This window comes from Enterobacter sp. HK169, from assembly GCF_001719105.1.
In the GTDB taxonomy this organism is placed as follows: Bacteria; Pseudomonadota; Gammaproteobacteria; order Enterobacterales; family Enterobacteriaceae; genus Enterobacter; species Enterobacter asburiae_B.
The window spans coordinates 214,493-240,435 of sequence record NZ_CP017087.1; the positions used below are offsets into that span (position 1 = coordinate 214,493).

The following is a 25,943-nucleotide window of genomic DNA, read 5'->3' on the forward strand; positions in this document are numbered from 1 at the left end:
CCTAACGATAACAAACAAGACAGCAACGATAGCGATATCCTTGCCCTGGCACGGGTTGTGCCATTCAGGAGTGGTGATGGAGTTCTTTGATATCCGTAAGATGCCGGTCAGCCTCTGGCGCAATGGTGCTGGCGAAACGCGTGAGATTTGCTGCTTCCCTCCCGCGACGCGCGATTTTTACTGGCGTGCCAGTATCGCGACGATTGCCAGCAACGGCGAATTCTCCTCGTTTCCCGGTGTTGACCGGGTGATTACCTTGCTGGAAGGGGGAGAACTGACGCTGGACGCGGGTCAGGCGTTCTCCCATACCCTCAAGCATCATCAGCCCTACAGTTTTGCCGGCGATCTGCCGGTAAAAGCGCTGCTTTCAGATGGGCGGATGGCGATGGACTTTAACATCATGACCCGGCGCGACTGCTGCCGGGCGAAGGTGCGCGTTGCTGACCGAACCTTCACCACCTTTGGCTCACGCGGGGGCGTGGTGTTCGTGCTAAGCGGGGCGTGGCAGCTGGGCGATAAATTGCTGACGGCCGATCAGGGGGCTAGCTGGGAGGAGGGTACCCATACGCTGCGTCTGCTGGAAGCTCAGGGCACCTTATTGTTCAGCGAAATCACGTGGCTGCCGGGTCATTGAGCACAATGATCTCAAACTTTCCTGTCAGGACCGGTTTACAGAGAATTTTGTAGCCATCGTGGTCAAATCCGGCGGGCGTGCGCAGCAGGGTTGCCGCGTCGTTGATGTCGTCGACGGCGCCCAGCCAGAGCCAGTTGTTGACGATGTGATACTGGGTCATGGCCTCGCCCACTTCTTTTAGCGCAACGGCGCTTTCCCAGGGCCAGCAGTTCACGCTGATGGCCGCCAGACCGGTGAGAAGCCGGGCGTGATGCGCCTCAACGCTCTCTTTCCCGCAGCACGCACCGGCGCAGCGCTTCAGCGCGGATCGAAAACAGGCGCGTCCCCGGGTGGTAGCCTCCAGACCTAAAAGGCTGTAGCAAAGCTGTAAATCGTCCGCCAGCGTCTGCAGCGCCTGGAGCGCGGCGCGTTTATTGGCGAATAGCCCATAGAGATTCGGGGCATGAGAAAAATCGACGTCGCGCGCGTAGACGACCTGCGGCCTGCCATCGTTTATCTGCAGGGAGCAGAGCTGACGGTTGCGGCGCAGGCGCTTATTGAACAGCGGCTGTTGTTCTTTTATCAACCGCGCCTCCAGCAACAGCGCGCCCATTTCTCCCGCCGTCTGGAACCAGGTAATGCGTCGCGACTGGCGCAGCATGGCGGCCTCGTCCGGCGTACGGAGATGGGATAACACCCGGCTGCGAATGTTAACGCTCTTGCCGATATAGAGCGGCAGGGTGTCGCTTTCACCGTGAAAGATGTAGACGCCCGGCTGTTTAGGCAGCGCCTCAAGCCAGGGGCGAAGGTGCTCGGGATATTCGTAGATAGCCGCCGCTTCAAATTCAAGACGCGGGGCGGATTGACGCCTGCTCACATACTGCTCCATATACTGTTCAGGCATACAGTGTAGCAGGAGTGTGGTGGTTAAAAAAGAGCCGGGTGGCTTGATGCCCTCACCCCAACCCTCTCCCACGGGAGAGGGCGCAAACATTAAAAGCGGTAACCTGGTTACCGCTTTGCTTTATTTTTTCCAGAAGTCGTCAAACACCGTAATTGGCGTGTGGCGCTTGTGCTCGGTTTTCAGATACCAGCCTTCGATGATTTTCGCGGTCCGTTCATCCAGCTTTTTGCCTTCCAGATAATCATCGATGTTGTCATAGGTGACGCCAAGGGCCGCTTCATCCGGCAGGGAAGGGCGATCGTCTTCAAGGTCCGCTGTCGGCGCTTTCTTATACAGATGCTCAGGACAGCCCAGCGCGGCCAGCAGCTGCTTACCCTGACGCTTGTTGAGACGGAAGATCGGGTTAATGTCGGTGCCGCCGTCGCCGTATTTGGTGAAGAAACCGGTAATCGCTTCTGCCGCATGGTCGGTGCCGACGACAACGCCTTTGGTCATCCCGGCGATGCTGTACTGCGCTTTCATGCGCTCGCGGGCCTTCTCGTTGCCGCGAACAAAATCGCTCAGCTCAATGCCCGCTTCGCGAAGCGCCTGCTCGCTTGCCAGCACCGAGCCCTTAATATTCACGGTCAGCACGCGGTCAGGCTGAATGAAGGCAATGGCATCCTGGCAATCCTGCTCGTCCGCCTGTACGCCATAAGGAAGACGCACCGCGATAAACTGCAGTTTCTCATCGTCCGTCTCTTCGCGAAGCTCTGAAATCGCCATCTGGCAGAGTTTACCGGTCAGGGTAGAGTCCTGGCCGCCGCTGATGCCCAGCACCAGGGATTTCAGGAAAGCGTTCTTTTTTAAGTACGATTTTAAAAAATCCACGCTGCGGCGGATCTCTTCATGTGCATCTACCGTAGGCTTCGCGCCCAGTGCCTGAATAATCTCTTGTTGCAGAGCCATCACGCCCTCCATATGCAGTACATAAACAGAATGTGTTAGCTGTTAAAACTAACCCTTTGGGCGAGAAACGACAAGGATCACAGTTTCGAGTGCGCTAATTTGCGCCGATTTAGCAGGTTATCGTTGTTTTATTAGAATTTTCCGAAATTCGTCTGGCGTAACTCACAAAGTTGAACAATAGTACTTTTTATCCCATGCTTAGATAACACGCTGATAAACAAGAGGACGGAATATGAACAAGAACGTAGCAGGAATTCTTAGCGCAGCGGCGGTACTGACTATGCTGGCAGGGTGTACGGCTTACGATCGCACTAAGGATCAGTTTACGCAGCCCGTAGTAAAAGACGTTAAAAAAGGGATGACCCGTTCGCAGGTGGCTGCGATTGCCGGTAAACCTTCTTCTGAAGTGACCATGATTCATGCGAAAGGGACCTGCCAGACCTATATCCTGGGTCAACGTGATGGTAAGGCAGAAACCTACTTCGTCGCCCTGGATGATACCGGTCATGTGATCAACTCCGGCTATCAGACCTGTGCTGAATACGATACCGATCCTCAGGCACCTAAGGCGCAGTAACCCTGCTTGCCTGAGGATGTTAACAAACCGGCCCATGGGCCGGTTTTTTTATGCATCAGAAAATCTTATTTCTTTGCGCGAATTATTTGCCCGAAATGTGAAGGGAGTCAACAAGCCAGGTCAATGAGAGACAATTTGAGCCTATCCAGAATTATCCCCTGTCTGTACCATTGCGTATACTCACTCCAACGATAAACAACAGTACGCAAGCTACCTGTCTGCCGGGACAGCGAGTCGAGTGATAGCGCGATGGCAGGTAGTCATACAAGAGGGAAATCACGATGGAAAAGAAACATATCTACCTGTTCTGCTCAGCGGGCATGTCAACGTCGCTTCTGGTGTCAAAGATGCGTGCGCAGGCTGAAAAGTATGAAGTCCCTGTGATGATTGAAGCGTTTCCAGAGACGCTGGCGGGCGAAAAAGGCCAGACAGCCGATGTTGTTTTACTGGGGCCGCAAATTGCCTATATGTTGCCCGAAATTCAACGACTGTTACCCAATAAACCGGTCGAAGTGATCGACTCGGGGCTGTACGGCAAGATTGATGGTTTAGGTGTTCTTAAAGCTGCTGTTGCAGCCATTAAAAAAGCTGCTAATTAATTTTTATTTTTCCCGTCAAAGAGTTATTTCACACACAATACGCCGTAACATGCGTTACGGCATTTAAGGGTATTTTCCTATGAGTAAAGTCATCGCTTCACTTGAAAAGGTACTCCTTCCTTTTGCTGTTAAAATAGGAAAGCAGCCTCACGTTAACGCCATCAAAAACGGCTTTATTAAATTAATGCCGTTGACGCTGGCCGGGGCCATGTTCGTTTTAATTAACAACGTTTTTCTGAGCTTTGGTGAAGGTTCCTTCTTTTATTCATTAGGAATTCGGTTAGACGCTTCCACTATTGAAACCCTTAATGGTTTTAAAGCCATTGGCGGCAACGTCTATAACGGTACGTTAGGGATTATGTCGTTGATGGCGCCTTTCTTTATTGGGATGGCACTGGCAGAAGAGCGTAAAGTGGATCCGCTGGCTGCCGGGTTATTATCCGTCGCCGCTTTTATGACCGTGACGCCTTACAGCGTGGGCGAAGCCTATGCCGTTGGCGCCAACTGGCTGGGCGGGGCCAACATCATCTCCGGTATTGTTATCGGCCTGGTGGTGGCAGAAATGTTCACCTTTATTATCCGCCGCAACTGGGTTATCCGCCTGCCGGATAGCGTACCGGCTTCCGTTTCTCGTTCATTTTCCGCGTTGATTCCAGGCTTCATTATTCTCTCCATCATGGGGATTATCGCCTGGGCGCTCTCCCACTGGGGCACTAACTTCCACCAGATCATCATGGACTCTATCTCTACGCCGCTGGCGTCGATGGGTGGCGTGGTCGGTTGGGCGTATGTGATTTTCACCTCTCTGCTGTGGTTCTTTGGCGTGCATGGTTCACTGGCACTGGCCGCGCTGGACAGCGGGATTATGACCCCCTGGGCACTGGAAAACGTTGCGCTTTACCAGCAGTACGGCTCCGTTGACGCGGCGCTGGCAGCGGGTAAAACCTTCCATGTGTGGGCGAAGCCGATGCTTGACTCCTATATCTTCCTGGGCGGTACCGGGGCGACCTTGGGTCTGATCATCGCGGTCTTTATTGTCTCTCGTCGTGCTGACTACCGTCAGGTCGCGAAGCTGGCGCTGCCATCAGGCATCTTCCAGATTAACGAACCGATTCTGTTCGGTCTGCCAATCATCATGAACCCGGTAATGTTCATTCCGTTCATCCTGATTCAGCCACTGCTGGCCGCGATCACCCTGACGGCGTATTACATGGGCATCATTCCACCGGTCACCAACATTGCACCGTGGACCATGCCGGCGGGCCTGGGCGCCTTCTTCAACACCAACGGTAGCGTCGCGGCCTTCCTGCTGGCGATATTCAACCTCGGGATTGCCACCCTGCTGTACATGCCGTTTGTGGCGATTGCCAACAAAGCCGCCACCATTATTGATGAAGAAGAGAGCGAAGAGGATATTGCCCTCTCACTGAAATTCTAGGATTGACCGGCGCGGGGAAGCCCGCGCCAGCCACAAGGAGCTTAAACATGTTAGATTTGGATAGTATTGTCGCAGACGAAGCCGTCGAGAACGATCTCGAAGAAGTGGTGATGGGGCTTATCATCAACTCCGGACAGGCCCGCAGCCTGGCCTATGCCGCACTGAAGCAGGCCAAGCAGGGAGATTTCGCCGCCGCGAAAACCATGATGGACCAGTCCCGCACGGCGCTGAACGAAGCGCACCTGGTGCAGACAAAGCTGATTGAAGGCGATCAGGGCGAAGGGAAGATGAAGGTCAGCCTGGTGCTGGTCCACGCGCAGGATCACCTGATGACCTCGATGCTGGCGCGTGAGCTGGTGGCGGAGCTCATCGAGCTTCACGAGAAAATGCACTGAGTCGGATTTCGCAGCAGGAGGTCAGCACGATGGAAATTAAAACCGCACTTGAACAGCAGCTGTTTAACGGCAAAAATTTTCACGTGGTTATCTACAACAAGACGGAGAGCGCCAGCGGTCTGCACCAGCATGACTACTACGAGTTCACGATTGTTCTGACCGGCCGCTACTACCAGGAGATCAACGGTAAGCGCGTCCTGCTTGAGCGAGGGGATTTTGTCTTCCTGCCAATGGGGTCTTATCACCAGAGCTTTTACGAATTTGGTGCCACCCGTATTCTGAATGTGGGCGTCAGCAGACGCTTCTTTGAGAAGCACTATCTGCCGCTGGTGCCGTTCTGCTTTGTGGCCTCCCAGGTCTATCGGGTCAAAAACGAGTTCATGACCTGGATTGAAACGGTTATCGCCTCGCTTAACTTCCGCGACAATGAATTTGATGAGTTTATTGAAACGGTGACCTTCTACGTGATGAACCGGCTGCGCCATCATCGTGAGGAGCAGCAGGTGACGGATGATATTCCACAGTGGCTGCGCAGCACCGTTGAGCTGATGCACGATAAAGGCCAGTTCAGCGAAAATGCGCTGGAAAATATGGTGTCACTGTCGGGAAAATCACAGGAATATCTGACCCGCGCGACGCAGCGCTATTATCGTAAAACACCCGTGCAAATTATTAATGAAATCCGCATTAATTTTGCCAGGAAACAGCTGGAAATTACCAACTACTCTGTCACCGATATTGCGTACGAGTCAGGATACAGCAGTCCCAGCCTGTTTATTAAGACCTTTAAGAAATTGACTTCATTCACACCGAACAGTTACCGGAAGAATTTAACGGTAATTAATTAACTTTCGGCGGATTACCCGCCACAAATATTGCTTTAATGGCTTGCCCAAATGGCGGGAAGAGTACGCTATACCTTGCAGGCGATTAACCTGATACGCTAAGGGAGATATTATGCAGAAGAAATTAAAAGTCGTAACTATTGGTGGCGGCAGCAGCTATACCCCGGAATTACTTGAAGGTTTCCTGAAACGTTATCATGAATTACCGGTCAGCGAATTATGGCTGGTAGACGTTGAGGAAGGTCAGGAAAAGCTGAATATTATTTTCGACCTGTGCAAGCGCATGGTGGAGAAAGCGGGCGTGCCTCTGACCGTGCATAAAACCCTGGACCGTCGTCTGGCGCTGAAAGATGCGGATTTCGTGACCACCCAGCTGCGCGTTGGCCAGCTGAAGGCGCGCGAACTGGACGAGCGTATTCCGCTGAGCCACGGCTATCTCGGGCAGGAGACCAACGGCGCGGGCGGCCTGTTCAAAGGCCTGCGTACCATCCCGGTGATTTTCGACATCGTCAAAGACGTACAGGAGATCTGCCCGAACGCGTGGGTGATTAACTTCACCAATCCGGCCGGGATGGTGACCGAGGCGGTCTATCGTCATACCGGTTTCAAACGCTTTATCGGCGTCTGTAATATTCCGATCGGCATGAAGATGTTTATCCGCGACGTGCTGGCGCTGACCGACAGCGACGATCTCTCCATCGACCTGTTCGGCCTGAACCACATGGTGTTCATTAAAGACGTGATCGTGAACGGTAAATCGCGCTTTGCCGAACTGCTCGACGGCGTGGCTTCCGGTCGCCTGACGGCGGCATCGGTGAAAAACATCTTTGACCTGCCGTTCAGCGAAGGGCTGATCCGCTCGCTGAACCTGCTGCCGTGCTCGTACCTGCTTTACTACTTCAAGCAGAAAGAGATGCTGGCCATCGAAATGGGCGAGTACTATAAGGGCGGCGCGCGCGCGCAGATCGTTCAGAAAGTCGAGAAGCAGCTGTTCGATTTGTATAAAGATCCGAACCTGAACGTCAAACCGAAAGAGCTGGAGCAGCGCGGCGGGGCCTACTACTCCGATGCGGCGTGCGAGGTGATTAATGCCATCTACAACGACAAGCAGGCGGAGCACTATGTCAACGTGCCGCACCACGGCCATATCGACAATATCCCGGCGGACTGGGCGGTCGAGATGACCTGCATCCTGGGACGCGATGGCGCTAAACCGCATCCACGCATCACCCACTTCGATGATAAGGTTATGGGCCTGATCCACACCATCAAAGGCTTTGAAGTGGCGGCAAGCAACGCGGCGCTGAGCGGCGAGCTCAATGACGTGCTTCTGGCGCTGAACCTCAGCCCGCTGGTGCATTCCGACCGTGATGCGGAGCAGCTGGCCAGCGAAATGATCCTGGCGCATGAAAAATGGTTGCCGAACTTTGCCGCCACGATCGAGAAGCTCAAGTTCAAACACCACTGAGAGGACGCACAATGGAAAACCTGCTGATCGTTAATGCTGATGATTTTGGCCTCTCGAAAGGTCAGAACTACGGCATTATTGAAGCCTGTCGCCGGGGTGTTGTGACCTCGACCACGGCACTGGTGAATGGTGAGGCGGTTGAACACGCGGCGCAGTTGAGCCGCGAGGTGCCGGATCTGGGCGTCGGCATGCATTTTGTGCTGACGCTCGGGATGCCGCTTTCACCGATGCCGGGCCTGACGCGCGACGGCCTGCTGGGTAAATGGATTTGGGAACTGGCGGAGCAGGGCGCTCTGCCGCTCGAAGAGATTGCCGGAGAGCTGGAGCGTCAGTTCAACCGCTTTATTGATGTGTTTGGTACGGCGCCGACGCATATCGACAGCCATCACCACGTGCATATGATCCCGGCGATTTTCCCGATTGTCGCGGAGTTTGCGCAGCGCAAAGGCGTGGCGATGCGCGTGGATCGGGAGGCGCGCGGCGTGCCCGACTGCGACGTGACCACCACAGAGGGGTTCAGCAGCGCATTTTACGGCGACGAGATCGACGAAGCGCTGTTCCTGAAGGTGCTGGATGAGTCCGCCGCTCGCGGTGAAAAGTCCGTAGAGGTGATGGCGCATCCTGCTTTTGTCGATAATACCGTGCGGAAAAGCGCCTACTGCTGGCCGCGCCTGGCGGAGCTGGACGTGCTGACGTCGGCGTCGCTGAAGTATGCGATTGCCGAGCGTGGGTATCGGTTGGGAACGTTCGGGGATTTGTGAGAAATTCCCCCTCACCCTAACCCTCTCCCCAAAAGGGAGAGGGGACTGGGCCGTGCGGTCTGTAATGCGAACACAGGTCTGCATTTCACCCTCTCCCTTTCAGGGAGAGGGCCGGGGTGAGGGTATTTTTTACGCCGGGATTTGGTCAATCTTACTGCTGCGCGACCAGACGCGGTGCGCGGCGAGCAAATCAAACAGCTTCGTCATAAAGGCATCGTCAACGTTGTCGCCCTCGACAATGCCGTCCTCACCCTGATCGGCCACCTTCAGGTGCGCCTTAAACCGTCGCGCGTCGCCGGACAGCGCGATCGGTTTCAGGTGCTTATAGGCTTCCAGCAGATAATACACGGCGTCACCGTTGTTCAGCAGGCTGTCAATGTCTCCGCACGGCACAATCACCGCATCGACGGTCAGCGATGGCGCCCCGGCAAAGGTCGCCGCCACCGGCAGCACGGAGCCGTCATCGGCGGTCACTTCCCCCATGCGGGAATAAAGCAGTTTCGCATGCACGCCCTGGGTCTTCAGCGCCTGCATAATCCCCAGCACGTCGCTGGCGCGGGTTTTATCGTTCAGCAGGATGGCGACCACGCGGCCTTTAATCGAGCCACCCGGCACGGCATACAGGCTCAGCGACGGATCTTTCTTCACGCCGTTAACCTCTTTCGGCGGGGCAAGGTTGCGCTGCTCGTCGGTCAGCGTAATGCCCAGGTTATCCGCAACGCTCTGGGCGAGTTGAATATCAATGCGCGCCAGCTGATCGACCACCCGCTCGCGGATGTAGGTACGCACCACTTTGCTCAGCTCAAAGCTGAAGCCGCCGATAATGTGCTGCTGCTCAATCGGCGTCTGGCTGTTCCAGAACAGGCGAGGGTGGGCGTAATATTCGCCGAACGACGGGCTGCGCTCGCGAATTTTGTTGCCGTCGATACGCTCCTGGTACGATTCGAATCCACCGCGTTTCGGCCCGGGAGGGGTTTCGCGCGGCCAGTTATCGTTGATGGAGTTCGGCTCATAGTTAGCCGGGTTGGTATCAATATCCTGACGGTGCATCCCGTCGCGCTGGAAGTTGTGGTACGGGCAGGTTGGGCGGTTAATTGGAATTTCGTGGAAGTTCGGTCCGCCAAGACGGCTGATCTGCGTATCGGTATACGAGAACAAACGTCCCTGCAGGAGCGGATCGTTGGTGAAATCCAGCCCCGGTACGATATGCCCAGGGTGGAACGCGACCTGTTCGTTCTCGGCAAAGAAGTTATCCGGGTTACGGTTGAGCACCATTTTACCCACCAGCTGAACCGGCACCAGCTCTTCCGGGATCAGCTTCGTCGGGTCAAGAAGATCGAAATCAAACTTAAATTCGTCCTCTTCCGGTATGAGCTGCAGGCCCAGCTCGTACTCCGGGAAGTCGCCCGCTTCGATGGACTCCCACAGCTCGCGGCGATGGAAATCCGGATCGCGACCGGTCAGCTTCTGCGCCTCATCCCACACCAGGGAGGCTTTACCCGCCACCGGCTTCCAGTGGAAACGGACGAACGTGGCTTTACCCTCGGCGTTGATCAGACGGAAGGTATGGATGCCAAAGCCTTCCATGGTGCGATAGCTGCGCGGAATGCCGCGGTCTGACATCGCCCACATCACGTTGTGTAAGGTTTCAGGCTGCAGGGAGACATAGTCCCAGAAGGTGTCGTGCGCACTTTGTCCCTGCGGTATGGCCCAGTGGGGCTCCGGTTTTACCGCATGGACAAAGTCAGGAAATTTATGCGCGTCCTGAATGAAGAACACCGGGGTGTTATTGCCCACCAGATCGAAAATACCCTCTTCGGTATAAAACTTGGTGGCAAAGCCGCGGATATCCCGAACCGTATCTGCCGAACCGGCGCCGCCCTGTACGGTGGAGAAGCGCACAAATACCGGAGTGATTTTGTCCGGGTCGGAGAGGAAGTCCGCTTTGGTGATCGCTTTCAGGCTCTTGTATGGCTGGAAGTAGCCGTGCGCAGCGGAACCGCGCGCGTGAACGATGCGTTCCGGAATGCGCTCATGGTCGAAATGGGTGATTTTTTCCCGCAGGATAAAGTCTTCCAGCAGGGTTGGCCCGCGCGCGCCTGCGCGAAGGGAGTTCTGATCGTCAGCAATGCGCACGCCCTGATTGGTGGTCAGCGCAAAACCTTCGCCGCCTTTGCGGTGCGGCTCAAGCGATTTCAGCTTCTCGTTTCCCGTCTCCGGTGATTTCATGCTTCCCGGTGCGGTAGGCTGTTCGCCCGGTGCGGAAGGGCCAGGGGAGGGGCAGTGAGAGCCGTCAGCAGGGGCGAGAGAGTCCATACCCGGTTGAGATTCCTCAGTGCCATGAATCGGTGATTGATGTGTTTTATCTTTGTTCGACATTGCACGCTTCTCCTTTATCCATTGCTAAAAACCCTATTAAGGATAGAACAATGTCGCGAGATGGCTCGCGAACTAAGAGTTTTCACATGCCGTCATTGACGAAAGGAGCCTTCTCGCCCACTCGGGGCGCGACGGAAGGCAGCAGGATCGGCTATCATAGAATTTTCCTGCTTCAAGAATTTGCTTTAGTGAACCAGTCGCTTATGAAACCTCTTCGTCAACAAAACCGCCAGGTTATTAGCTATGTGCCCCGCGTTGAGCCCGCGCCGCCTGACCATGCCCTGAAAGTGGAGGGTTTTCGCGATGTCTGGCAGCTGCGGGGAAAATACGTGGCCTTTGTGCTGATCGGCGAACATTTCCGCCGCTCGCCCACGTTTACCGTGCCGGAGTCAGCGCAACGGTGGGCGATGCAGATCCGCCAGGATGAAGAGGTTGAAGAATAACAGCCATAAAAAAACCGCCATCAGGCGGTTTTTTTATTTCTAAAGTGATTAACGGTGCGCCAGCTCGGCGTCGTCTTCACTTTCCAGAATCGCTTTGTCGGTCTGCTTCAGCCACTGGCTGGTCAGCGTACCGGCGGTCATGGAGCCGCTCACGTTCAGCGCGGTACGGCCCATGTCGATCAGCGGTTCAACGGAGATCAGCAGCGCGACCAGCGTCACGGGCAGACCCAGCGCAGGCAGCACAATCAGCGCGGCGAAGGTTGCGCCACCGCCAACCCCCGCAACGCCTGCGGAGCTGACGGTAACAATCCCGACCAGCGTGGCGATCCAGACCGGATCCAGCGGGTTAATCCCAACGGTAGGGGCAACCATCACCGCCAGCATCGCCGGGTACAGACCCGCACAGCCGTTCTGACCAATGGTGGCACCAAAGGAGGCAGAGAAGCTGGCGATGGATTCAGGCACGCCCAGACGACGGGTTTGCGCTTCAACATTCAGCGGAATAGACGCGGCGCTGGAACGGCTGGTGAAGGCAAAGGTCAGCACCGGCCAGACTTTACGGAAGTATTTCAGCGGGCTGACGCCGTTCACGCCCAGCAGGATGCCGTGCACCACGAACATAATGCCCAGGCCCAGATATGAGGCGACAACGAAGCTGCCCAGCTTGATGATGTCCTGCAGATTAGAGCCGGCAACCACTTTGGTCATCAGCGCCAGCACGCCGTAAGGCGTCAGCTGCATCACCAGACGCACCAGCTTCATCACCCAGCTTTGCAGGGTATCAATCGCGGTCAGCACGCGTTCGCCTTTAGGCGCGTCGTCTTTCAGCAGCTTCAGCGCCGCTACGCCCAGGAACGCGGCGAAAATAACCACGCTGATGATCGAGGTTGGGCTCGCACCGGTCAGGTCAGCAAACGGGTTCTTCGGAATGAAGGAGAGCACCATCTGCGGCACGGTCAGGTCAGCCACTTTACCAACGTAGTTGGTTTGAATCGCGGTAAGACGCGCCGTTTCAGCGGTACCCTGAACCAGACCTTCTGCGGTCAGGCCAAACAGGTTGGTGACCAGCACACCCACCAGCGCGGCAATCAGCGTGGTGAACAGCAGCGTACCAATGGTCAGGAAGCTGATTTTTCCCAGCTGAGTGGCGTTATGCAGGCGGGCAACGGCGCTCAGAATAGAGGCGAACACCAGCGGCATAACGATCATCTGCAGCAGCTGAACATAGCCGTTACCGACGATGTTGAACCACTGAATAGAATCTTTCAGAACTGGATTATCGGAGCCATAAATTGCCTGTAATGCCAGACCAAATACGACACCCATGGCCAGACCAACCAGCACTTTTTTCGCCAGGCTCCACTGTTTGTGGCGCGCCTGCGCGAGAAGCAATAGCAATACAACGAACACAACGACGTTCGCGATGAGTGGAAAATTCATCCCCGTTCTCCTGATTTATTATTGGGTCGGTTTTTACCGATCCTGTTGGCGGAAGGTTAGCAGAAGTGTGATGTAGCGCTTATATCCAAATGGAATGGGTTATGACAAATAGGATAATTTTGTTGGTTTACTGTTCAATCTGGTGATGAATAAAGCGATTGAACTGAAATTGCAGCGAATTAATCATCTGGGATGACCAGCGAACTGCACTGTTTTCGGGCAAGGTTTGCGGCATCCAGACGGCGTAAGCAAATAGCGCCATGCACAATACGCGCTCAAGCTGGTTCCCTTTCTGCGGGGCGAGGATCGGAAAACGGAAGCGCCAGCGGCAGGGCCAAAGCAGCGGCACGCCCGCAGGCGTCAGCATATCGGCGAGAATATGGCTTAAATAGCCCAGCACCATCCCCTGGATGGCATCGGCGGGGACTATCCAGCTTTCGGGCACCTTCAAATAGAAAAGCGTCAGCAGGCCAAACACGGCCAGCAAGCTGTGCGTAAACCCCCGATGGCCGAACGCGCGGGCGATGGGTTTCGACACCCACTTCAGGCGTTGTCCGAGGAAGGACTTGGGGTGGTCAATGTCGGGCAGCAGACAGGTCAATACGGCGGAAGGGACAATATGCCACCAGTCCCCCTGTGCCAGCACGGGGGTGAGTTCAGCGTTTTTGGCAAATACTGCGCACGCAATAGAAAAAAGCAGGTGGCCTTCCGCCGTCATGATAAAACCCACAAAACTGTCAATTCATACAGTATAGGGTTTTTATACAGTAGGCGGAAGAGGTGACGGTGTAACTGTTTGTCACAAACCGGAGAAGGGCGTTAACCGCCCTGCAGATGATGCGCCGTGAGTTCTGCCAGCGAGTTAAGCTTCACGTCGGCGAGGGCAAACCGGGGGTCGTGACGGCCTTCTTCAGCGGGCACCACAATGGAGCGCATCCGTGCAGCCTTCGACGCCACCATACCGTTAACGGAATCTTCCAGCGCAACGCAGTTGAGGGGATCCAGGCCCAGCTTTACGGCGCAGTCCAGATAGACCTGCGGGTGCGGCTTGCTGTAAGGCAATTTTTCAGCGGACGCCAGCGCGTCGAAACTGTCGCGCAGTTCAAACATCGTGAGCACTTTTTCCAGCATATGCAGCGGTGAGGCCGAGGCCAGGCCAACCTTCAGCCCCTGGGCTTTACACAGCGCGACGGCCTCACGTACGCCGGGCAGCAGCGGCCGGTTCTCTTCCACCAGAGAAATGGCGCGGCTGATAATGCGTGCGGTCACCTCATCGCGATTGGGACCTACCCACGGCTGTTGGGCAAACCACAGGTCAACCACCATATCGATGCGCAGGCCCAGCGTATCGGGAAGTTCATTACGGCGGCTGATATCCACGCCCAGGCTGGCCATCACATCCAGTTCGGCGCGATCCCACAGCGGTTCGGAATCGATCAGTAATCCATCCATGTCAAAAATTGCGGCAAGAATTTGGCGCGGTGTCGACATCACAACGTCTCCTTATCCAGGGTGTTCGACAGACGATACGTGCTAAGCACACTCTGCAATTTAGCATATTGCTTTTAAAGAGCGGGCGAAATTGATGACCAGCAGGTAGACTTAGGCACAAATAACGCGTCTTTATGAAGAGGAACTGATGACGTATCAACAAGCTGGACGCATTGCGGTCTTAAAACGTATTGCTGGCTGGGTGATTTTTATTCCTGCCGTCATTTCTACGCTGATTTCTGTACTCAAATTTATGTACGACCACAGCGAAAAACAGCCGGGTATCAATGCGGTAATGCTTGATTTCGCTCATGTCATGATTGAGATGATGCGTTTTAATACGCCATTTTTGAATGTCTTCTGGTTTAACTCACCCACCCCGGATTTTCATCAACAGCTGAATATCGGCTTTTGGGTGATATATGCCCTGATCTTTGTCGCGCTGGCATTACAGGCCTCTGGCGCGAGAATGAGTCGCCAGACGCGCTTTTTACGCGAAGGCGTTGAGGATCAGTTGATTCTGGAGCAGGCCAAAGGCCCGGAAGGAATGAGTCGGGAGCAGATTGAATCCCGCATTGTTGTGCCGCGTCACACCATTTTCCTGCAAATTTTCCCGCTCTATATCCTTCCCGTGATTATCATTGTGGCGGGATACTTCTTCTTCTCACTGCTCGGTTTTCTGTAAGCGATAAGGGTGGCGGCAAGGCCACCCGTTATCTTCTCAGGCGGCAAGCATACGCTCGAGTGCCCGCTGCGCGTTAACAAGGTGTTCTCCGCCAAAAAGAATGGCCCGGTTCATCAGCGTATAAAGCTGATACACCGGCTGGCGGTCGAGGAAACCGGGCGGGAGAGGGGAAACAGACTGGTATCCGTCGTATATTTGCGGCGGCTGCTCAGGATGAAGCGGCAGCATGGCAAGATCGCACTCTCTGTCACCCCAGTAGCAGGCCGGGTCAAAGATGTACGGGCCGTTGGGACCCAGCGCGCAGTTATTGGACCACAAATCGCCGTGAAGCAGAGACGCCTGAGGCTGGTGGGATGCCAGACGCTGTTGAACATGCTCGACGATGGCGTCAATATTGCCAAATTCCAGCCCTTTCTCGGCGGCCAGCTCAAGCTGCCAGCCAATGCGCTGCTCGGCAAAAAATGTCGACCAGCGACGCTGCCAGGCATTGGGCTGTGGCGTGGTGGAGAGATCGTTGTCAAAGTCGAGACCAAACTGCGGCTGGTCGCTCCATTGATGCAGGCGCGCTAACTGTTGGCCAAGGATGAACGCATTATGGGCATCCAGCGGGCGGGCGGGGAGATATTCCATTACCAGGAAGCTGTAGTCGCGGTCGCTCCCCACGGCCAGAACCTGCGGGACCGTGACCGTTTTACTGCGGGACAACAGCTCCAGCTGGTCGGCTTCGGCGGTAAATATTGGAAGCAGCTCTCGCTCATCGCATTTAACGAAGAGATCGCGCCCTGCGTAGCGTAAATGCCACGCGGCGTGGATCTCACCGCCTGGCAGTTCGTTACGCAGTTCAATTTCACCTTCACCCAGCTGCTCACGTAAAAGATGACTGATAGCCTGCCACATGTTGTCTCTCCCATGTTGTCTGCCAGATCATAAAGTTAGCGCATAACTGCGGTAAAAAAATACGAACTAACGCACACCTGAGCGGTTTAAATTCATACAGCGCACTTATTGTTCTTTTTTCCGCCAGCTTTCCCAGGTATCCACGTCAATTTCGGCAGGCTTGTCGGTCACGCTCTCCACCAGACTGGCGGCCAGCGCATGAACCTCTTCCTGGCTCAGGGCGCCAATCAGACCAAATGTCAGGGTGCCTAAATCATGAATGTTGCCCTCGTCATCCGTCAGCGTGAGGAGAAAATTAGCCCGGGTGAAAGCATTGTTGAGCTCATTCAGCTCGGTCAGCGATGCTTCATGAAGGTTGATGGTCACGACGTAGCGTGTGATGTCACCACTGCTCATTATTCACCTCATTGTTATCATGGAAGTTTTCTTAGCATAGTCGATAGTTTGCGTTTGGCGACTCAGAGACGACATTCCCCTCCGTAACGACGAAGGGGAACAGGGGTTAATTTCGGGACAGGTAATCGACGATTTTTTGCGTATCGGCGAGCGAACAGAGACGCGTGCCCTGGTTGATGGTTGCGGCACTACCCGCCGCCACGCCGTAGCGTGTCATCTCGAGCAGAGACGCGCCCTGCGCCAGTTTTAGCGTCATCGCACCCACCATGCTATCGCCCGCGCCAACCGTGCTCTGGCTCTTCATCGGCGGTGGGACAACCTGAACGGACGACGATTCATCGACTGCCAGCGCCCCCTGAGGGCCAAGGGAGACGACTACGCGCCGCGCTTTGCCGCTGCGCACCAGCTCCTGCGCGGCGGTGCGCACATCATCAGGCTGCGTCAGTTCGCGGTTGACCAGCGCGCTTAACTCTTTCTGGTTGGGTTTGACCAGCTCCAGATTGCCCGGCACCAGGGCCGCCTGCAGGGCTTCGCCGCTGCTGTCGACTATGCAGCGGATACCGCGCTGCTGCGCGGCCTGAATCAGCGCCGTTAATTTTTCCGTGCTTACGCCGGGCGGCAGGCTGCCGCTTATCACCAGCAGCGCGCCGCTTTCTATTGTCAGCACTTTCTCTTCAAGCTGACGAAACTCGTCATCGCTGAGTTTCGCGCCCGGCATGACAAAACGGTACTGCTCGCCGCTGGATTCTACGTGGACATGCAGGTTTTGCCGCGTCCAGTCTTTCGCCTCGACGGTGTCTACGGCCACCTGTTCATCGGCCAGCAGAGAGACCAGGTGTTCACCGGTGGCACCGCCTGCGGGGAAAATGGCCGTGGCTTTGCCGCCGAGGTGTGTAATGGCGCGCGCCACGTTGATCCCGCCGCCGCCGGGCTCAAAGACCGGGGCGCTGCAGCGCAATTTACCTTCCGGGTAAATCTGCGGCGTCAGGGTGGCGGAATCCAGGGAAGGGGAGAGCGTCAGAGTATAAATAGAAACCATCATTACCTCCTTTTAGCATGGGTTCTTATTAGCCTGGCACCATTTGTCAGGAAGGCAATGTAAATAACAGTATGATTTTAAATATGAATACTGACGAAAAGTGAGGCGGGGGATATATAAAATAAAACGCTTTTTGAGATCGTTCTTATTCAAAAAATGAAATAAGAAAACATTGCTATGTTATTTGCGGCTTTTTATAATTTGTTACCTTTCTCTGGACGCCTTGTCATTGATCCTCAAGAAAGATTCCGGGACCGTGTGGTCTCTTTTTTTGTTGTACGGACTCCTTAATAAAATGAAGCTTTTAAAGACAGTGCCCGCTGCACTGATGCTGGCGGGTGGCGTGTTTGCGGCTATGAACGCGACCGCTGATGATACCGTTTTTACTGTCATGGACGATCCTTCCACCGCGAAAAAACCGTTTGAAGGTAACCTGAACGCCGGATACCTGGCACAATCCGGTAACACGAAAAGCTCTTCTCTGACGGCGGACAGTACGCTCACCTGGTACGGTAATACCACCGCCTGGTCTCTGTGGGGTAATGCCAGCAACACTTCCGCTAACGACGAACGTTCTTCCGAGAAGTATGCGGTAGGCGGACGTAGCCGTTACAACATGACCGACTATGACTACCTGTTTGGTCAGGCAAGCTGGTTAACCGACCGGTACAACGGTTATCGCCAGCGCGATGTATTCACCGCCGGTTATGGTCGCCAGTTCCTGAACGGTCCGGTACACAGCTTCCGTTTTGAATTCGGTCCGGGTGTGCGTTATGACGAGTACACCAATGGCGATACCAAAACCCAACCGCTCGGTTACGCTTCCGGTACCTATGCCTGGCAGATGACTGACAACACCAAATTTACCCAGGGTGTTTCTGTATTTGGTGCCGACGATACGACGCTGAACTCTGAGACGGCGCTGAACGTGTCTATCAACGAACACTTTGGCCTGAAAGTCGCCTACAACGTGACCTGGAACTCTTCACCACCAGAATCTGCACCGGATCATACCGACCGCAGAACCACGGTTTCACTGGGTTATAGAATGTAATAAAAGCGGGCCGATGACGATGTCGGCCCGTTTATTGTCTGCGGTCTTTTGACGTCCCTTCTGATGACTTGTCTTCGCCCCTAGCCCCAAATCATTGCCGCCCATCGGAGTAGCAGCATTGCGCCGCAGATGGCAATCAGCACCAGCACCATTTTCCAGTGTTTTACGGCAAATCGTTTAGTTGGCATAACCTAATCCTTGTTGGTTGATATCCCCAGTCTACCAAACAGGGCCGAAATATGCCCCTTCTCAGGATCGATTGGGTTATGCCAGCGCAGGGTTCGGCTCAGAACCAGTGGAATCGTTCGGCGAGAATTAACAATAAACCTGTGGCGGAAAGGATGTTCAATATCACAACCGTTCTACTGGATACGTTCATGGTATGCACCTTTGGGTTTAAAGACCTGTTCAAGAGTAGCCCAGCATCTTTGAAATGCGAGCGCAGGGGAGAAGCAACCTGCAAATTCGTGCGAAAGTGCCAGCCCATCAATCTGGCCGCAGAGGGTGCAATCTCCTTGCCGTTAGTGTTAACATTACGTCGCTTGCCGTAAATCCGCATTAATCTGAATTCGGCTGGTGAATGATGACGAACCAATTTGACGATTGTTGGTCAGATGGTTTCGTAATCTATTGTCAAATCACGATTATTTTCTTTGTATATGCTCTTATGTGTGGGGCATCACTGCAAATAAGGATATAAAATGCCTGTAATTACTCTTCCTGATGGCAGCCAACGCCATTTCGACCGTGCTGTTAGCCCAATGGATGTTGCCTTGGACATTGGTCCTGGCCTCGCGAAAGCGACTATCGCTGGCCGCGTTAACGGTGAGCTGGTGGATGCTTCCGATCTGATCGAAAACGATGCGACGCTTGCAATCATCACCGCGAAAGACGAAGAAGGTCTGGAGATCATTCGTCACTCCTGCGCGCACCTGTTAGGCCATGCCATCAAACAGCTGTGGCCAAACACCAAAATGGCGATCGGTCCGGTTATCGACAATGGTTTCTACTACGACGTTGACCTTGACCACACCCTGACTCAGGAAGATATCGACGCGCTCGAAAAACGTATGCACGAGCTCGCCGAAACGAACTATGACGTCATCAAGAAGAAAGTCAGCTGGCACGAAGCGCGTGAAACCTTCGTGAAGCGCGGCGAGAGCTACAAGGTCTCTATTCTTGACGAAAACATTTCGCATGATGACAAGCCTGGCTTGTACCATCACGAAGAATACGTCGACATGTGCCGTGGACCGCACGTGCCGAACATGCGCTTCTGTCATCACTTTAAGCTGATGAAGATCGCAGGCGCCTACTGGCGTGGCGACAGCAACAACAAGATGTTGCAGCGTATCTATGGTACCGCGTGGGCCGATAAAAAAGCCCTGAACGCGTACCTGCTGCGCCTGGAAGAGGCGGCGAAGCGTGACCACCGTAAAATCGGTAAGCAGCTTGACCTGTACCACATGCAGGAAGAAGCGCCGGGCATGGTGTTCTGGCATAACGACGGCTGGACCATCTTCCGTGAACTGGAAACTTTCGTACGCTCCAAGCTGAAAGAGTACCAGTATCAGGAAGTGAAAGGCCCGTTCATGATGGACCGTGTGCTGTGGGAAAAAACCGGCCACTGGGACAACTACAAAGATGCGATGTTCACCACCTCGTCAGAGAACCGTGAATACTGCATCAAGCCAATGAACTGCCCGGGCCACGTTCAGATCTTCAACCAGGGTCTGAAATCCTACCGCGACCTGCCGCTGCGTATGGCTGAGTTCGGTAGCTGCCACCGTAACGAGCCATCAGGTGCGCTGCACGGTCTGATGCGCGTTCGTGGCTTTACTCAGGATGATGCGCATATCTTCTGTACTGAAGATCAGGTCCGTGACGAAGTTAACGCCTGTATTCGTATGGTCTACGATATGTACAGCACCTTTGGCTTCGAGAAGATCGTGGTCAAACTCTCAACGCGTCCGGAAAAACGTATCGGCAGCGATGAGACATGGGATCGCGCAGAAGCGGATCTCGCCGTGGCGCTGGAAGAGAACGGCATTCCGTTCGAATACCAGCTGGGCGAGGGCGCATTCTACGGTCCGAAAATTGAATTTACCCTGTATGACTGCCTCGATCGCGCATGGCAGTGCGGTACTGTACAGCTGGACTTCTCCCTGCCGCAGCGTTTAAGCGCCTCTTATGTTGGCGAAGACAACGAGCGTCAGGTACCGGTAATGATTCACCGTGCAATTCTCGGTTCTCTGGAGCGCTTCATCGGCATCCTGACCGAAGAGTTCGCCGGCTTCTTCCCAACCTGGCTTGCGCCAGTGCAGGTCGTGGTGATGAACATTACCGATTCTCAGGCGGATTACGTTAAAGAATTGACGCAGAAACTACAAAATGCGGGCATTCGCGTAAAAGCAGACTTGAGAAATGAGAAGATTGGCTTTAAAATCCGCGAGCACACTTTACGTCGTGTCCCGTATATGTTGGTCTGTGGTGATAAAGAGGTGGAAGCAGGCAAAGTTGCCGTTCGCACCCGCCGTGGTAAAGACCTGGGCAGCCTGGACGTAAGTGAAGTGATTGAGAAGCTGCAACAAGAGATTCGCAGCCGCAGTCTTCAACAACTGGAGGAATAAGGTATTAAAGGCGGAAAACGAGTTCAAACGGCACGTCCGAATCGTATCAATGGCGAGATTCGCGCCCAGGAAGTTCGCTTAACAGATCTTGAAGGTGAACCACTGGGGATTGTGAGTCTGAGAGAAGCGATCGAAAAAGCTGAAGAAGCTGGAGTAGATTTAGTTGAAATCAGCCCTAACGCCGAACCGCCAGTTTGTCGTATCATGGACTACGGCAAGTTCCTTTATGAAAAGAGTAAGTCTTCTAAGGAACAGAAGAAGAAGCAAAAAGTTATCCAGGTTAAGGAAATCAAATTCCGTCCTGGTACCGACGATGGCGATTATCAGGTAAAACTCCGCAGCCTGATTCGCTTTCTGGAAGATGGCGATAAGGCCAAGATCACACTGCGTTTCCGCGGTCGTGAGATGGCCCACCAACAGATTGGTATGGAAGTGCTTAACCGCGTCCGTGACGATCTGAGTGAACTGGCAGTAGTCGAATCCTTCCCTACGAAGATCGAAGGCCGCCAGATGATCATGGTGCTCGCTCCTAAGAAGAAACAGTAAGGCCTTCAAGCAGCAAAATCTGTGGAGCCTTCGGGTTTCATAGGTTTTGTTCGCCTATGTTTCGTTTATTTAACAATGCGAAGTGGAAGTTATTAAGATGCCAAAAATTAAGACCGTACGCGGTGCTGCTAAGCGCTTCAAAAAAACCGGTGGTGGTGGATTTAAGCGTAAGCACGCAAACCTGCGTCATATTCTGACCAAAAAATCTACTAAGCGTAAACGTCACCTGCGTCCAAAAGGCCTCGTTTCTAAAGGCGATCTGGGTCTGGTTATCGCGTGCCTGCCGTACGCATAAGCCGTTAACGTTTAATTTTTTACTAAGAATATAGATACAGGAGAGCACATATGGCTCGCGTAAAACGTGGTGTAATTGCACGTGCACGTCACAAGAAAATTTTGAAACAAGCTAAAGGCTACTACGGTGCGCGTTCACGCGTATACCGCGTTGCCTTCCAGGCTGTTATCAAAGCAGGTCAGTACGCTTACCGTGACCGTCGTCAGCGTAAGCGTCAGTTCCGTCAACTGTGGATTGCGCGTATCAACGCAGCAGCACGTCAGAACGGTATTTCTTACAGCAAATTCATCAACGGCCTGAAAAAAGCCTCTGTTGAAATCGACCGTAAGATCCTGGCTGACATCGCAGTATTCGACAAAGTAGCGTTCACCGCTCTGGTCGAAAAAGCGAAAGCAGCACTGGCATAAGCCAGTTGAGAGAGGGGGCTTTGCTCCCTCTTTTCATTTAACACCATCAGAAGATTGACATTTATCCGTCCAGGCTTTTCAATAAGGTCTTAACGGTTTTTACCAGACAAGGTAACGCAAGCATGAATGCTGCTATTTTCCGCTTCTTCTTTTACTTTAGCACCTGATTTCAGGAGGCTAGCGCGTGAAAGATGAAACGAAAAACAGCGCCAGATAAGCCTCCCGATGGAGGCTTTTTTTGTGCCTGAATTTGAGAGAATAACTCCACCAAATCGGTGTCTGCACCGACATAATGAGGAAAATCATGTCACATCTCGCAGAGCTGGTTGCCAGTGCAACAGCCGCCATTAATCAGGCCTCAGATGTTGCCGCGTTAGACAATGTCCGCGTCGAATATCTTGGGAAGAAAGGGCACCTGACCCTTCAGATGACAACCCTGCGTGAGCTGCCGCCAGAAGAACGCCCGGCAGCGGGTGCGGTGATTAACGAAGCCAAAGAGCAGGTACAACAGGCGATGAACGCGCGCAAAGCCGAGCTGGAAAGCGCGGTGCTGAATGCGCGTCTGGCCGCAGAGACGATCGACGTTTCTCTGCCGGGTCGCCGCATCGAAAACGGTGGTCTGCACCCGGTTACCCGCACCATCGATCGCATTGAAAGTTTCTTCGGTGAGCTCGGCTTTACCGTGGCGACTGGCCCGGAAATCGAAGATGATTACCACAACTTCGACGCCCTGAACATTCCTGGCCATCATCCGGCACGCGCTGACCACGACACTTTCTGGTTCGACGCTACGCGTCTGCTGCGTACTCAGACCTCCGGCGTTCAGATCCGTACCATGAAGGATCAGGCGCCGCCAATCCGCATTATCGCGCCGGGCCGCGTCTATCGTAACGACTACGATCAGACCCACACCCCAATGTTCCACCAGATGGAAGGTCTGATTGTTGATAAAAACATCAGCTTCACCAACCTGAAGGGCACGCTGCACGATTTCCTGAACAACTTCTTTGAGGAAGATCTGCAGGTTCGTTTCCGTCCGTCCTACTTCCCGTTCACCGAACCGTCTGCGGAAGTTGACGTGATGGGTAAAAACGGCAAATGGCTGGAAGTGCTGGGCTGCGGCATGGTGCATCCAAACGTGCTGCGCAACGTGGGTATCGATCCGGAAGTTTACTCCGGCTTTGCCTTCGGCATGGGCATGGAGCGTCTGACTATGCTGCGTTACGGCGTGACCGACTTACGTGCATTCTTCGAAAACGATCTGCGTTTCCTCAAACAGTTTAAATAAGGGCAGGACAGAACAATGAAATTCAGTGAACTGTGGTTACGCGAGTGGGTAAACACCACGCTGGACAGCGACGCGCTTTCTAACCAGATCACCATGGCGGGTCTGGAAGTGGACGGCGTTGAGCCGGTTTCCGGTGCCTTCAGCGGCGTGGTTGTCGGCGAAGTGGTCGAGTGCGGCCAGCACCCCAACGCTGACAAACTGCGCGTAACAAAAGTAAACGTGGGCGGTGACCGTCTGCTGGATATCGTCTGCGGTGCGCCAAACTGCCGTCAGGGCCTGAAGGTGGCCGTGGCGACCGTCGGTGCGGTGCTGCCGGGTGATTTCAAAATTAAAGCGGCTAAGCTGCGCGGTGAGCCGTCTGAAGGCATGCTGTGCTCCTTCTCCGAGCTGGGTATTTCCGACGATCACAACGGCATTATCGAGCTGCCGCTGGATGCGCCAATCGGCACCGATATCCGTGAATACCTGAAGCTTGATGACAACACTATCGAAATCAGCGTCACGCCAAACCGTGCCGACTGCTTAGGTATCATCGGCGTGGCGCGCGACGTGGCCGTGCTGAACCAGACTGAGCTGAACGCGCCGGACATTGCGCCGGTTGAAGCGACCATCAGTGACGTGCTGCCTATTCAGGTTGACGCTGCGGATGCTTGCCCGCGCTACCTCGGCCGTGTGGTGAAAGGCATCAACGTGAAAGCGCCAACTCCGCTGTGGATGAAAGAGAAGCTGCGCCGCTGCGGTATCCGCTCTATCGACGCCGTGGTTGACGTGACCAACTACGTTCTGCTGGAGCTGGGCCAGCCAATGCACGCGTTCGATAAAGACCGTATCGACGGCGGCATCGTTGTGCGCATGGCGAAAGAGGGCGAAACCCTGGTTCTGCTGGACGGCAGCGAAGCTAAACTGAACGCCGACACCCTGGTGATTGCTGACCACAGCAAAGCGCTGGCAATGGGCGGTATCTTCGGTGGCGAGCACTCAGGCGTCAACGACGAGACGCAAAACGTCCTGCTGGAATGCGCGTTCTTCAGCCCGCTCTCCATCACCGGTCGCGCACGCCGTCACGGCCTGCATACCGATGCCTCTCACCGCTACGAGCGCGGCGTTGACCCGGCGCTGCAGTACAAAGCGATGGAACGTGCGACCCGCCTGCTGATCGACATCTGCGGCGGTGAAGCGGGCCCGGTTATCGACGTCACCAACGAAGCGACGCTGCCGAAGCGTGCGACCATCACCCTGCGCCGCAGCAAGCTGGATCGCCTGATTGGTCACCACGTTGCCGATGCGCAGGTAACCGACATCCTGAAACGTCTGGGCTGTGAAGTAACCGAAGGCCAGGACGAATGGAAAGCCGTTGCGCCATCATGGCGTTTCGACATGGAAATTGAAGAAGATCTGGTGGAAGAAGTGGCCCGCGTTTACGGCTACAACAACATCCCTGACGAGCCTGTCCAGGCAGGTCTGGTGATGGGCACCCACCGCGAAGCCGACCTGTCCCTGAAGCGCGTGAAAACCATGCTGAACGACAAAGGCTACCAGGAAGTGATCACCTACAGCTTCGTTGATCCAAAGCTGCAGCAGCTGATCCACCCGGGTCAGGAGGCGCTGATCCTGCCAAGCCCAATTTCCAGCGAAATGTCCGCGATGCGTCTGTCTCTGTGGACGGGCCTGCTGGGCACTGTCGTTTATAACCAGAATCGCCAGCAAAACCGCGTGCGAATTTTCGAAAGCGGTTTGCGCTTTGTACCGGATAATCAGGCAAATTTAGGCATCCGTCAGGATCTCATGCTGGCTGGCGCCATCAGCGGCAACCGCTATGAAGAGCACTGGGACCTGGCAAAAGGCACGGTTGATTTCTACGATATGAAGGGCGATCTGGAAGCGATTCTGGATCTGACCGGTAAATTATCTGAAATTGAATTCCGCGCAGAAGCTATCCCGGCTCTGCATCCGGGCCAGAGCGCAGCTATCTATTTAGACGGCAAACGCGTTGGTTTTATTGGGGTTGTTCACCCTGAGCTGGAGCGTAAGCTGGACCTGAACGGCCGTACCATCGTGTTCGAGCTGGAATGGAACCCGGTGGCTGACCGTGTTATTCCTCAGGCTCAGGACGTCTCCCGCTTCCCGGCAAACCGCCGTGATATCGCGGTTGTGGTCGCGGAAAATGTGCCTGCAGCAGATATTTTGGCCGAATGTAAGAAAGTTGGCGTAAATCAGGTAGTTGGCGTAAACTTATTTGACGTGTACCGCGGCAAGGGCGTAGCAGAAGGTTTCAAGAGCCTCGCTATTAGCCTTATCCTTCAGGATACCAGCCGTACACTCGAAGAAGAGGAGATTGCCGCTACCGTCGCCAAATGTGTAGAGGCATTAAAAGAGCGATTCCAGGCATCATTGAGGGATTGAAC

At 54.4% G+C, this 25,943-nt stretch carries 29 protein-coding genes and 1 other annotated feature; of the genes, 18 read left to right on the plus strand and 11 right to left on the minus strand.

Features of this window, described 5'->3' with window-relative positions; all coding sequences use genetic code 11:
• Positions 1-76 precede the first annotated feature (76 nt).
• Positions 77-634, plus strand: coding sequence for an environmental stress-induced protein Ves (ves, locus tag EnteroDNA1_RS01120; protein WP_069302671.1), 558 nt, complete (start codon positions 77-79; stop codon positions 632-634).
• Here ves and cho read toward each other — a convergent pair.
• The gene (gene cho, locus EnteroDNA1_RS01125; RefSeq protein WP_073001255.1) at positions 612-1,490 is read right to left on the minus strand and encodes an excinuclease Cho; all 879 of its coding nucleotides are present in this window, start codon (positions 1,488-1,490) and stop codon (positions 612-614) included. The genes ves and cho overlap by 23 nt on opposite strands.
• 147 nt (positions 1,491-1,637) lie before the next feature.
• Positions 1,638-2,465: an ammonia-dependent NAD(+) synthetase gene (gene nadE, locus EnteroDNA1_RS01130; protein WP_047061618.1), complete on the minus strand. Its 828-nt coding sequence runs from the start codon at positions 2,463-2,465 to the stop codon at positions 1,638-1,640.
• A 232-nt stretch (positions 2,466-2,697) separates the two neighbouring features.
• Between nadE and osmE the strand changes: the two genes are divergently transcribed.
• From osmE to chbG, 7 genes are all read left to right on the plus strand, one after another.
• Complete coding sequence (osmE, locus tag EnteroDNA1_RS01135; protein WP_010430142.1) at positions 2,698-3,042, plus strand: osmotically-inducible lipoprotein OsmE; 345 nt, start codon at positions 2,698-2,700, stop codon at positions 3,040-3,042.
• A gap of 281 nt (positions 3,043-3,323) precedes the next feature.
• Positions 3,324-3,641 carry a PTS N,N'-diacetylchitobiose transporter subunit IIB gene (gene chbB / locus EnteroDNA1_RS01140; RefSeq protein WP_069302672.1) on the plus strand — a complete coding sequence of 106 codons (318 nt, stop codon included), beginning with the start codon at positions 3,324-3,326 and terminating at the stop codon, positions 3,639-3,641.
• A gap of 79 nt (positions 3,642-3,720) precedes the next feature.
• Positions 3,721-5,079: a PTS N,N'-diacetylchitobiose transporter subunit IIC gene (gene chbC / locus EnteroDNA1_RS01145; protein ID WP_023311283.1), complete on the plus strand. Its 1,359-nt coding sequence runs from the start codon at positions 3,721-3,723 to the stop codon at positions 5,077-5,079.
• 47 nt (positions 5,080-5,126) lie between these two features.
• Positions 5,127-5,474: a PTS N,N'-diacetylchitobiose transporter subunit IIA gene (chbA, locus tag EnteroDNA1_RS01150; RefSeq protein ID WP_023311284.1), complete on the plus strand. Its 348-nt coding sequence runs from the start codon at positions 5,127-5,129 to the stop codon at positions 5,472-5,474.
• Between the two features lie 29 nt (positions 5,475-5,503).
• Complete coding sequence (gene chbR / locus EnteroDNA1_RS01155; protein ID WP_033145266.1) at positions 5,504-6,322, plus strand: transcriptional regulator ChbR; 819 nt, start codon at positions 5,504-5,506, stop codon at positions 6,320-6,322.
• 109 nt (positions 6,323-6,431) lie between these two features.
• Positions 6,432-7,787, plus strand: coding sequence for a 6-phospho-beta-glucosidase (locus EnteroDNA1_RS01160; protein ID WP_069302673.1), 1,356 nt, complete (start codon positions 6,432-6,434; stop codon positions 7,785-7,787).
• Positions 7,788-7,798: 11 nt separating this feature from the next.
• On the plus strand, positions 7,799-8,548 hold the full coding sequence (gene chbG / locus EnteroDNA1_RS01165) for a chitin disaccharide deacetylase (RefSeq protein WP_069302674.1): 750 nt from the start codon (positions 7,799-7,801) through the stop codon (positions 8,546-8,548).
• A 129-nt stretch (positions 8,549-8,677) separates the two neighbouring features.
• Here the strand turns inward: chbG and katE are convergent, their stop codons facing one another.
• Entirely contained in the window at positions 8,678-10,927 is a 2,250-nt protein-coding gene (gene katE / locus EnteroDNA1_RS01170; RefSeq protein WP_069302675.1) for a catalase HPII, read from the minus strand.
• A gap of 203 nt (positions 10,928-11,130) precedes the next feature.
• On the opposite strand from katE, the gene cedA reads away from it, so the two are divergent.
• Entirely contained in the window at positions 11,131-11,370 is a 240-nt protein-coding gene (gene cedA / locus EnteroDNA1_RS01175; protein WP_008500668.1) for a cell division activator CedA, read from the plus strand.
• A gap of 48 nt (positions 11,371-11,418) precedes the next feature.
• Here cedA and tcyP read toward each other — a convergent pair whose 3' ends face one another.
• The 3 genes from tcyP to hxpB all read right to left on the minus strand — a co-directional run bounded on the left by tcyP (position 11,419) and on the right by hxpB (position 14,301).
• Positions 11,419-12,810, minus strand: a complete 1,392-nt coding sequence (tcyP, locus tag EnteroDNA1_RS01180; protein WP_008500667.1) for a cystine/sulfocysteine:cation symporter — start codon at positions 12,808-12,810, stop codon at positions 11,419-11,421.
• A gap of 127 nt (positions 12,811-12,937) precedes the next feature.
• Entirely contained in the window at positions 12,938-13,528 is a 591-nt protein-coding gene (locus tag EnteroDNA1_RS01185; RefSeq protein WP_014883483.1) for a metal-dependent hydrolase, read from the minus strand.
• Between the two features lie 101 nt (positions 13,529-13,629).
• Entirely contained in the window at positions 13,630-14,301 is a 672-nt protein-coding gene (gene hxpB, locus EnteroDNA1_RS01190; protein WP_069302676.1) for a hexitol phosphatase HxpB, read from the minus strand.
• Positions 14,302-14,449: 148 nt separating this feature from the next.
• Between hxpB and EnteroDNA1_RS01195 the strand changes: the two genes are divergently transcribed.
• The gene (locus tag EnteroDNA1_RS01195; RefSeq protein ID WP_023311291.1) at positions 14,450-14,986 is read left to right on the plus strand and encodes a YniB family protein; all 537 of its coding nucleotides are present in this window, start codon (positions 14,450-14,452) and stop codon (positions 14,984-14,986) included.
• Positions 14,987-15,022: 36 nt separating this feature from the next.
• Here the strand turns inward: EnteroDNA1_RS01195 and EnteroDNA1_RS01200 are convergent, their stop codons facing one another.
• The 3 genes from EnteroDNA1_RS01200 to pfkB form a co-directional block, all read right to left on the minus strand.
• The gene (locus EnteroDNA1_RS01200) at positions 15,023-15,883 is read right to left on the minus strand and encodes a fructosamine kinase family protein (RefSeq protein ID WP_029740438.1); all 861 of its coding nucleotides are present in this window, start codon (positions 15,881-15,883) and stop codon (positions 15,023-15,025) included.
• Positions 15,884-15,988: 105 nt separating this feature from the next.
• Entirely contained in the window at positions 15,989-16,279 is a 291-nt protein-coding gene (ghoS, locus tag EnteroDNA1_RS01205) for a type V toxin-antitoxin system endoribonuclease antitoxin GhoS (RefSeq protein ID WP_033145271.1), read from the minus strand.
• A 106-nt stretch (positions 16,280-16,385) separates the two neighbouring features.
• Positions 16,386-17,318, minus strand: coding sequence for a 6-phosphofructokinase II (gene pfkB, locus EnteroDNA1_RS01210; RefSeq protein ID WP_069302677.1), 933 nt, complete (start codon positions 17,316-17,318; stop codon positions 16,386-16,388).
• A gap of 295 nt (positions 17,319-17,613) precedes the next feature.
• Between pfkB and EnteroDNA1_RS01215 the strand changes: the two genes are divergently transcribed.
• Complete coding sequence (locus EnteroDNA1_RS01215) at positions 17,614-18,372, plus strand: DUF481 domain-containing protein (protein WP_069302678.1); 759 nt, start codon at positions 17,614-17,616, stop codon at positions 18,370-18,372.
• An 80-nt stretch (positions 18,373-18,452) separates the two neighbouring features.
• Here the strand turns inward: EnteroDNA1_RS01215 and yniD are convergent, their stop codons facing one another.
• Together yniD and yncL are read right to left on the minus strand one after the other, a co-directional pair.
• The gene (gene yniD, locus EnteroDNA1_RS22255; protein ID WP_008500658.1) at positions 18,453-18,560 is read right to left on the minus strand and encodes a small membrane protein YniD; all 108 of its coding nucleotides are present in this window, start codon (positions 18,558-18,560) and stop codon (positions 18,453-18,455) included.
• A gap of 98 nt (positions 18,561-18,658) precedes the next feature.
• Positions 18,659-18,931 carry a stress response membrane protein YncL gene (gene yncL / locus EnteroDNA1_RS22635; protein WP_083239539.1) on the minus strand — a complete coding sequence of 91 codons (273 nt, stop codon included), beginning with the start codon at positions 18,929-18,931 and terminating at the stop codon, positions 18,659-18,661.
• Between the two features lie 142 nt (positions 18,932-19,073).
• Here yncL and thrS point away from each other — a divergent pair, with 142 nt between their 5' ends.
• From thrS to pheT, 7 genes are all read left to right on the plus strand, one after another.
• Positions 19,074-21,002, plus strand: coding sequence for a threonine--tRNA ligase (gene thrS / locus EnteroDNA1_RS01225; protein ID WP_008500657.1), 1,929 nt, complete (start codon positions 19,074-19,076; stop codon positions 21,000-21,002).
• A gap of 3 nt (positions 21,003-21,005) precedes the next feature.
• Positions 21,006-21,548 carry a translation initiation factor IF-3 gene (gene infC, locus EnteroDNA1_RS01230; protein ID WP_014069901.1) on the plus strand — a complete coding sequence of 181 codons (543 nt, stop codon included), beginning with the start codon at positions 21,006-21,008 and terminating at the stop codon, positions 21,546-21,548.
• A 97-nt stretch (positions 21,549-21,645) separates the two neighbouring features.
• Positions 21,646-21,843, plus strand: a complete 198-nt coding sequence (gene rpmI, locus EnteroDNA1_RS01235) for a 50S ribosomal protein L35 (RefSeq protein WP_003030583.1) — start codon at positions 21,646-21,648, stop codon at positions 21,841-21,843.
• 50 nt (positions 21,844-21,893) lie between these two features.
• Complete coding sequence (gene rplT / locus EnteroDNA1_RS01240; protein ID WP_000124850.1) at positions 21,894-22,250, plus strand: 50S ribosomal protein L20; 357 nt, start codon at positions 21,894-21,896, stop codon at positions 22,248-22,250.
• Positions 22,251-22,367: 117 nt separating this feature from the next.
• Positions 22,368-22,492 (plus strand) — a sequence feature (Phe leader region).
• Positions 22,373-22,417, plus strand: a complete 45-nt coding sequence (gene pheM / locus EnteroDNA1_RS22265; protein WP_001386830.1) for a pheST operon leader peptide PheM — start codon at positions 22,373-22,375, stop codon at positions 22,415-22,417. Its footprint overlaps the feature before it by 45 nt.
• A 62-nt stretch (positions 22,493-22,554) precedes the next feature.
• Complete coding sequence (gene pheS / locus EnteroDNA1_RS01245) at positions 22,555-23,538, plus strand: phenylalanine--tRNA ligase subunit alpha (protein WP_069302680.1); 984 nt, start codon at positions 22,555-22,557, stop codon at positions 23,536-23,538.
• 15 nt (positions 23,539-23,553) lie between these two features.
• Positions 23,554-25,941, plus strand: coding sequence for a phenylalanine--tRNA ligase subunit beta (pheT, locus tag EnteroDNA1_RS01250; RefSeq protein WP_058840787.1), 2,388 nt, complete (start codon positions 23,554-23,556; stop codon positions 25,939-25,941).
• Positions 25,942-25,943 lie beyond the last annotated feature (2 nt).

Coding starts and splice junctions, on each gene's coding strand:
- ves (WP_069302671.1), top strand. CDS start 77: ATGGAGTTCTTTGATATCCGTAAGATGCCGGTCAGCCTCTGGCGCAAT.
- nadE (WP_047061618.1), bottom strand. CDS start 2,465: ATGGCTCTGCAACAAGAGATTATTCAGGCACTGGGCGCGAAGCCTACG.
- osmE (WP_010430142.1), top strand. CDS start 2,698: ATGAACAAGAACGTAGCAGGAATTCTTAGCGCAGCGGCGGTACTGACT.
- chbB (WP_069302672.1), top strand. CDS start 3,324: ATGGAAAAGAAACATATCTACCTGTTCTGCTCAGCGGGCATGTCAACG.
- chbC (WP_023311283.1), top strand. CDS start 3,721: ATGAGTAAAGTCATCGCTTCACTTGAAAAGGTACTCCTTCCTTTTGCT.
- chbA (WP_023311284.1), top strand. CDS start 5,127: ATGTTAGATTTGGATAGTATTGTCGCAGACGAAGCCGTCGAGAACGAT.
- chbR (WP_033145266.1), top strand. CDS start 5,504: ATGGAAATTAAAACCGCACTTGAACAGCAGCTGTTTAACGGCAAAAAT.
- EnteroDNA1_RS01160 (WP_069302673.1), top strand. CDS start 6,432: ATGCAGAAGAAATTAAAAGTCGTAACTATTGGTGGCGGCAGCAGCTAT.
- chbG (WP_069302674.1), top strand. CDS start 7,799: ATGGAAAACCTGCTGATCGTTAATGCTGATGATTTTGGCCTCTCGAAA.
- katE (WP_069302675.1), bottom strand. CDS start 10,927: ATGTCGAACAAAGATAAAACACATCAATCACCGATTCATGGCACTGAG.
- cedA (WP_008500668.1), top strand. CDS start 11,131: ATGAAACCTCTTCGTCAACAAAACCGCCAGGTTATTAGCTATGTGCCC.
- tcyP (WP_008500667.1), bottom strand. CDS start 12,810: ATGAATTTTCCACTCATCGCGAACGTCGTTGTGTTCGTTGTATTGCTA.
- EnteroDNA1_RS01185 (WP_014883483.1), bottom strand. CDS start 13,528: ATGACGGCGGAAGGCCACCTGCTTTTTTCTATTGCGTGCGCAGTATTT.
- hxpB (WP_069302676.1), bottom strand. CDS start 14,301: ATGTCGACACCGCGCCAAATTCTTGCCGCAATTTTTGACATGGATGGA.
- EnteroDNA1_RS01195 (WP_023311291.1), top strand. CDS start 14,450: ATGACGTATCAACAAGCTGGACGCATTGCGGTCTTAAAACGTATTGCT.
- EnteroDNA1_RS01200 (WP_029740438.1), bottom strand. CDS start 15,883: ATGTGGCAGGCTATCAGTCATCTTTTACGTGAGCAGCTGGGTGAAGGT.
- ghoS (WP_033145271.1), bottom strand. CDS start 16,279: ATGAGCAGTGGTGACATCACACGCTACGTCGTGACCATCAACCTTCAT.
- pfkB (WP_069302677.1), bottom strand. CDS start 17,318: ATGGTTTCTATTTATACTCTGACGCTCTCCCCTTCCCTGGATTCCGCC.
- EnteroDNA1_RS01215 (WP_069302678.1), top strand. CDS start 17,614: ATGAAGCTTTTAAAGACAGTGCCCGCTGCACTGATGCTGGCGGGTGGC.
- yniD (WP_008500658.1), bottom strand. CDS start 18,560: ATGCCAACTAAACGATTTGCCGTAAAACACTGGAAAATGGTGCTGGTG.
- yncL (WP_083239539.1), bottom strand. CDS start 18,931: ATGCGGATTTACGGCAAGCGACGTAATGTTAACACTAACGGCAAGGAG.
- thrS (WP_008500657.1), top strand. CDS start 19,074: ATGCCTGTAATTACTCTTCCTGATGGCAGCCAACGCCATTTCGACCGT.
- rpmI (WP_003030583.1), top strand. CDS start 21,646: ATGCCAAAAATTAAGACCGTACGCGGTGCTGCTAAGCGCTTCAAAAAA.
- rplT (WP_000124850.1), top strand. CDS start 21,894: ATGGCTCGCGTAAAACGTGGTGTAATTGCACGTGCACGTCACAAGAAA.
- pheS (WP_069302680.1), top strand. CDS start 22,555: ATGTCACATCTCGCAGAGCTGGTTGCCAGTGCAACAGCCGCCATTAAT.
- pheT (WP_058840787.1), top strand. CDS start 23,554: ATGAAATTCAGTGAACTGTGGTTACGCGAGTGGGTAAACACCACGCTG.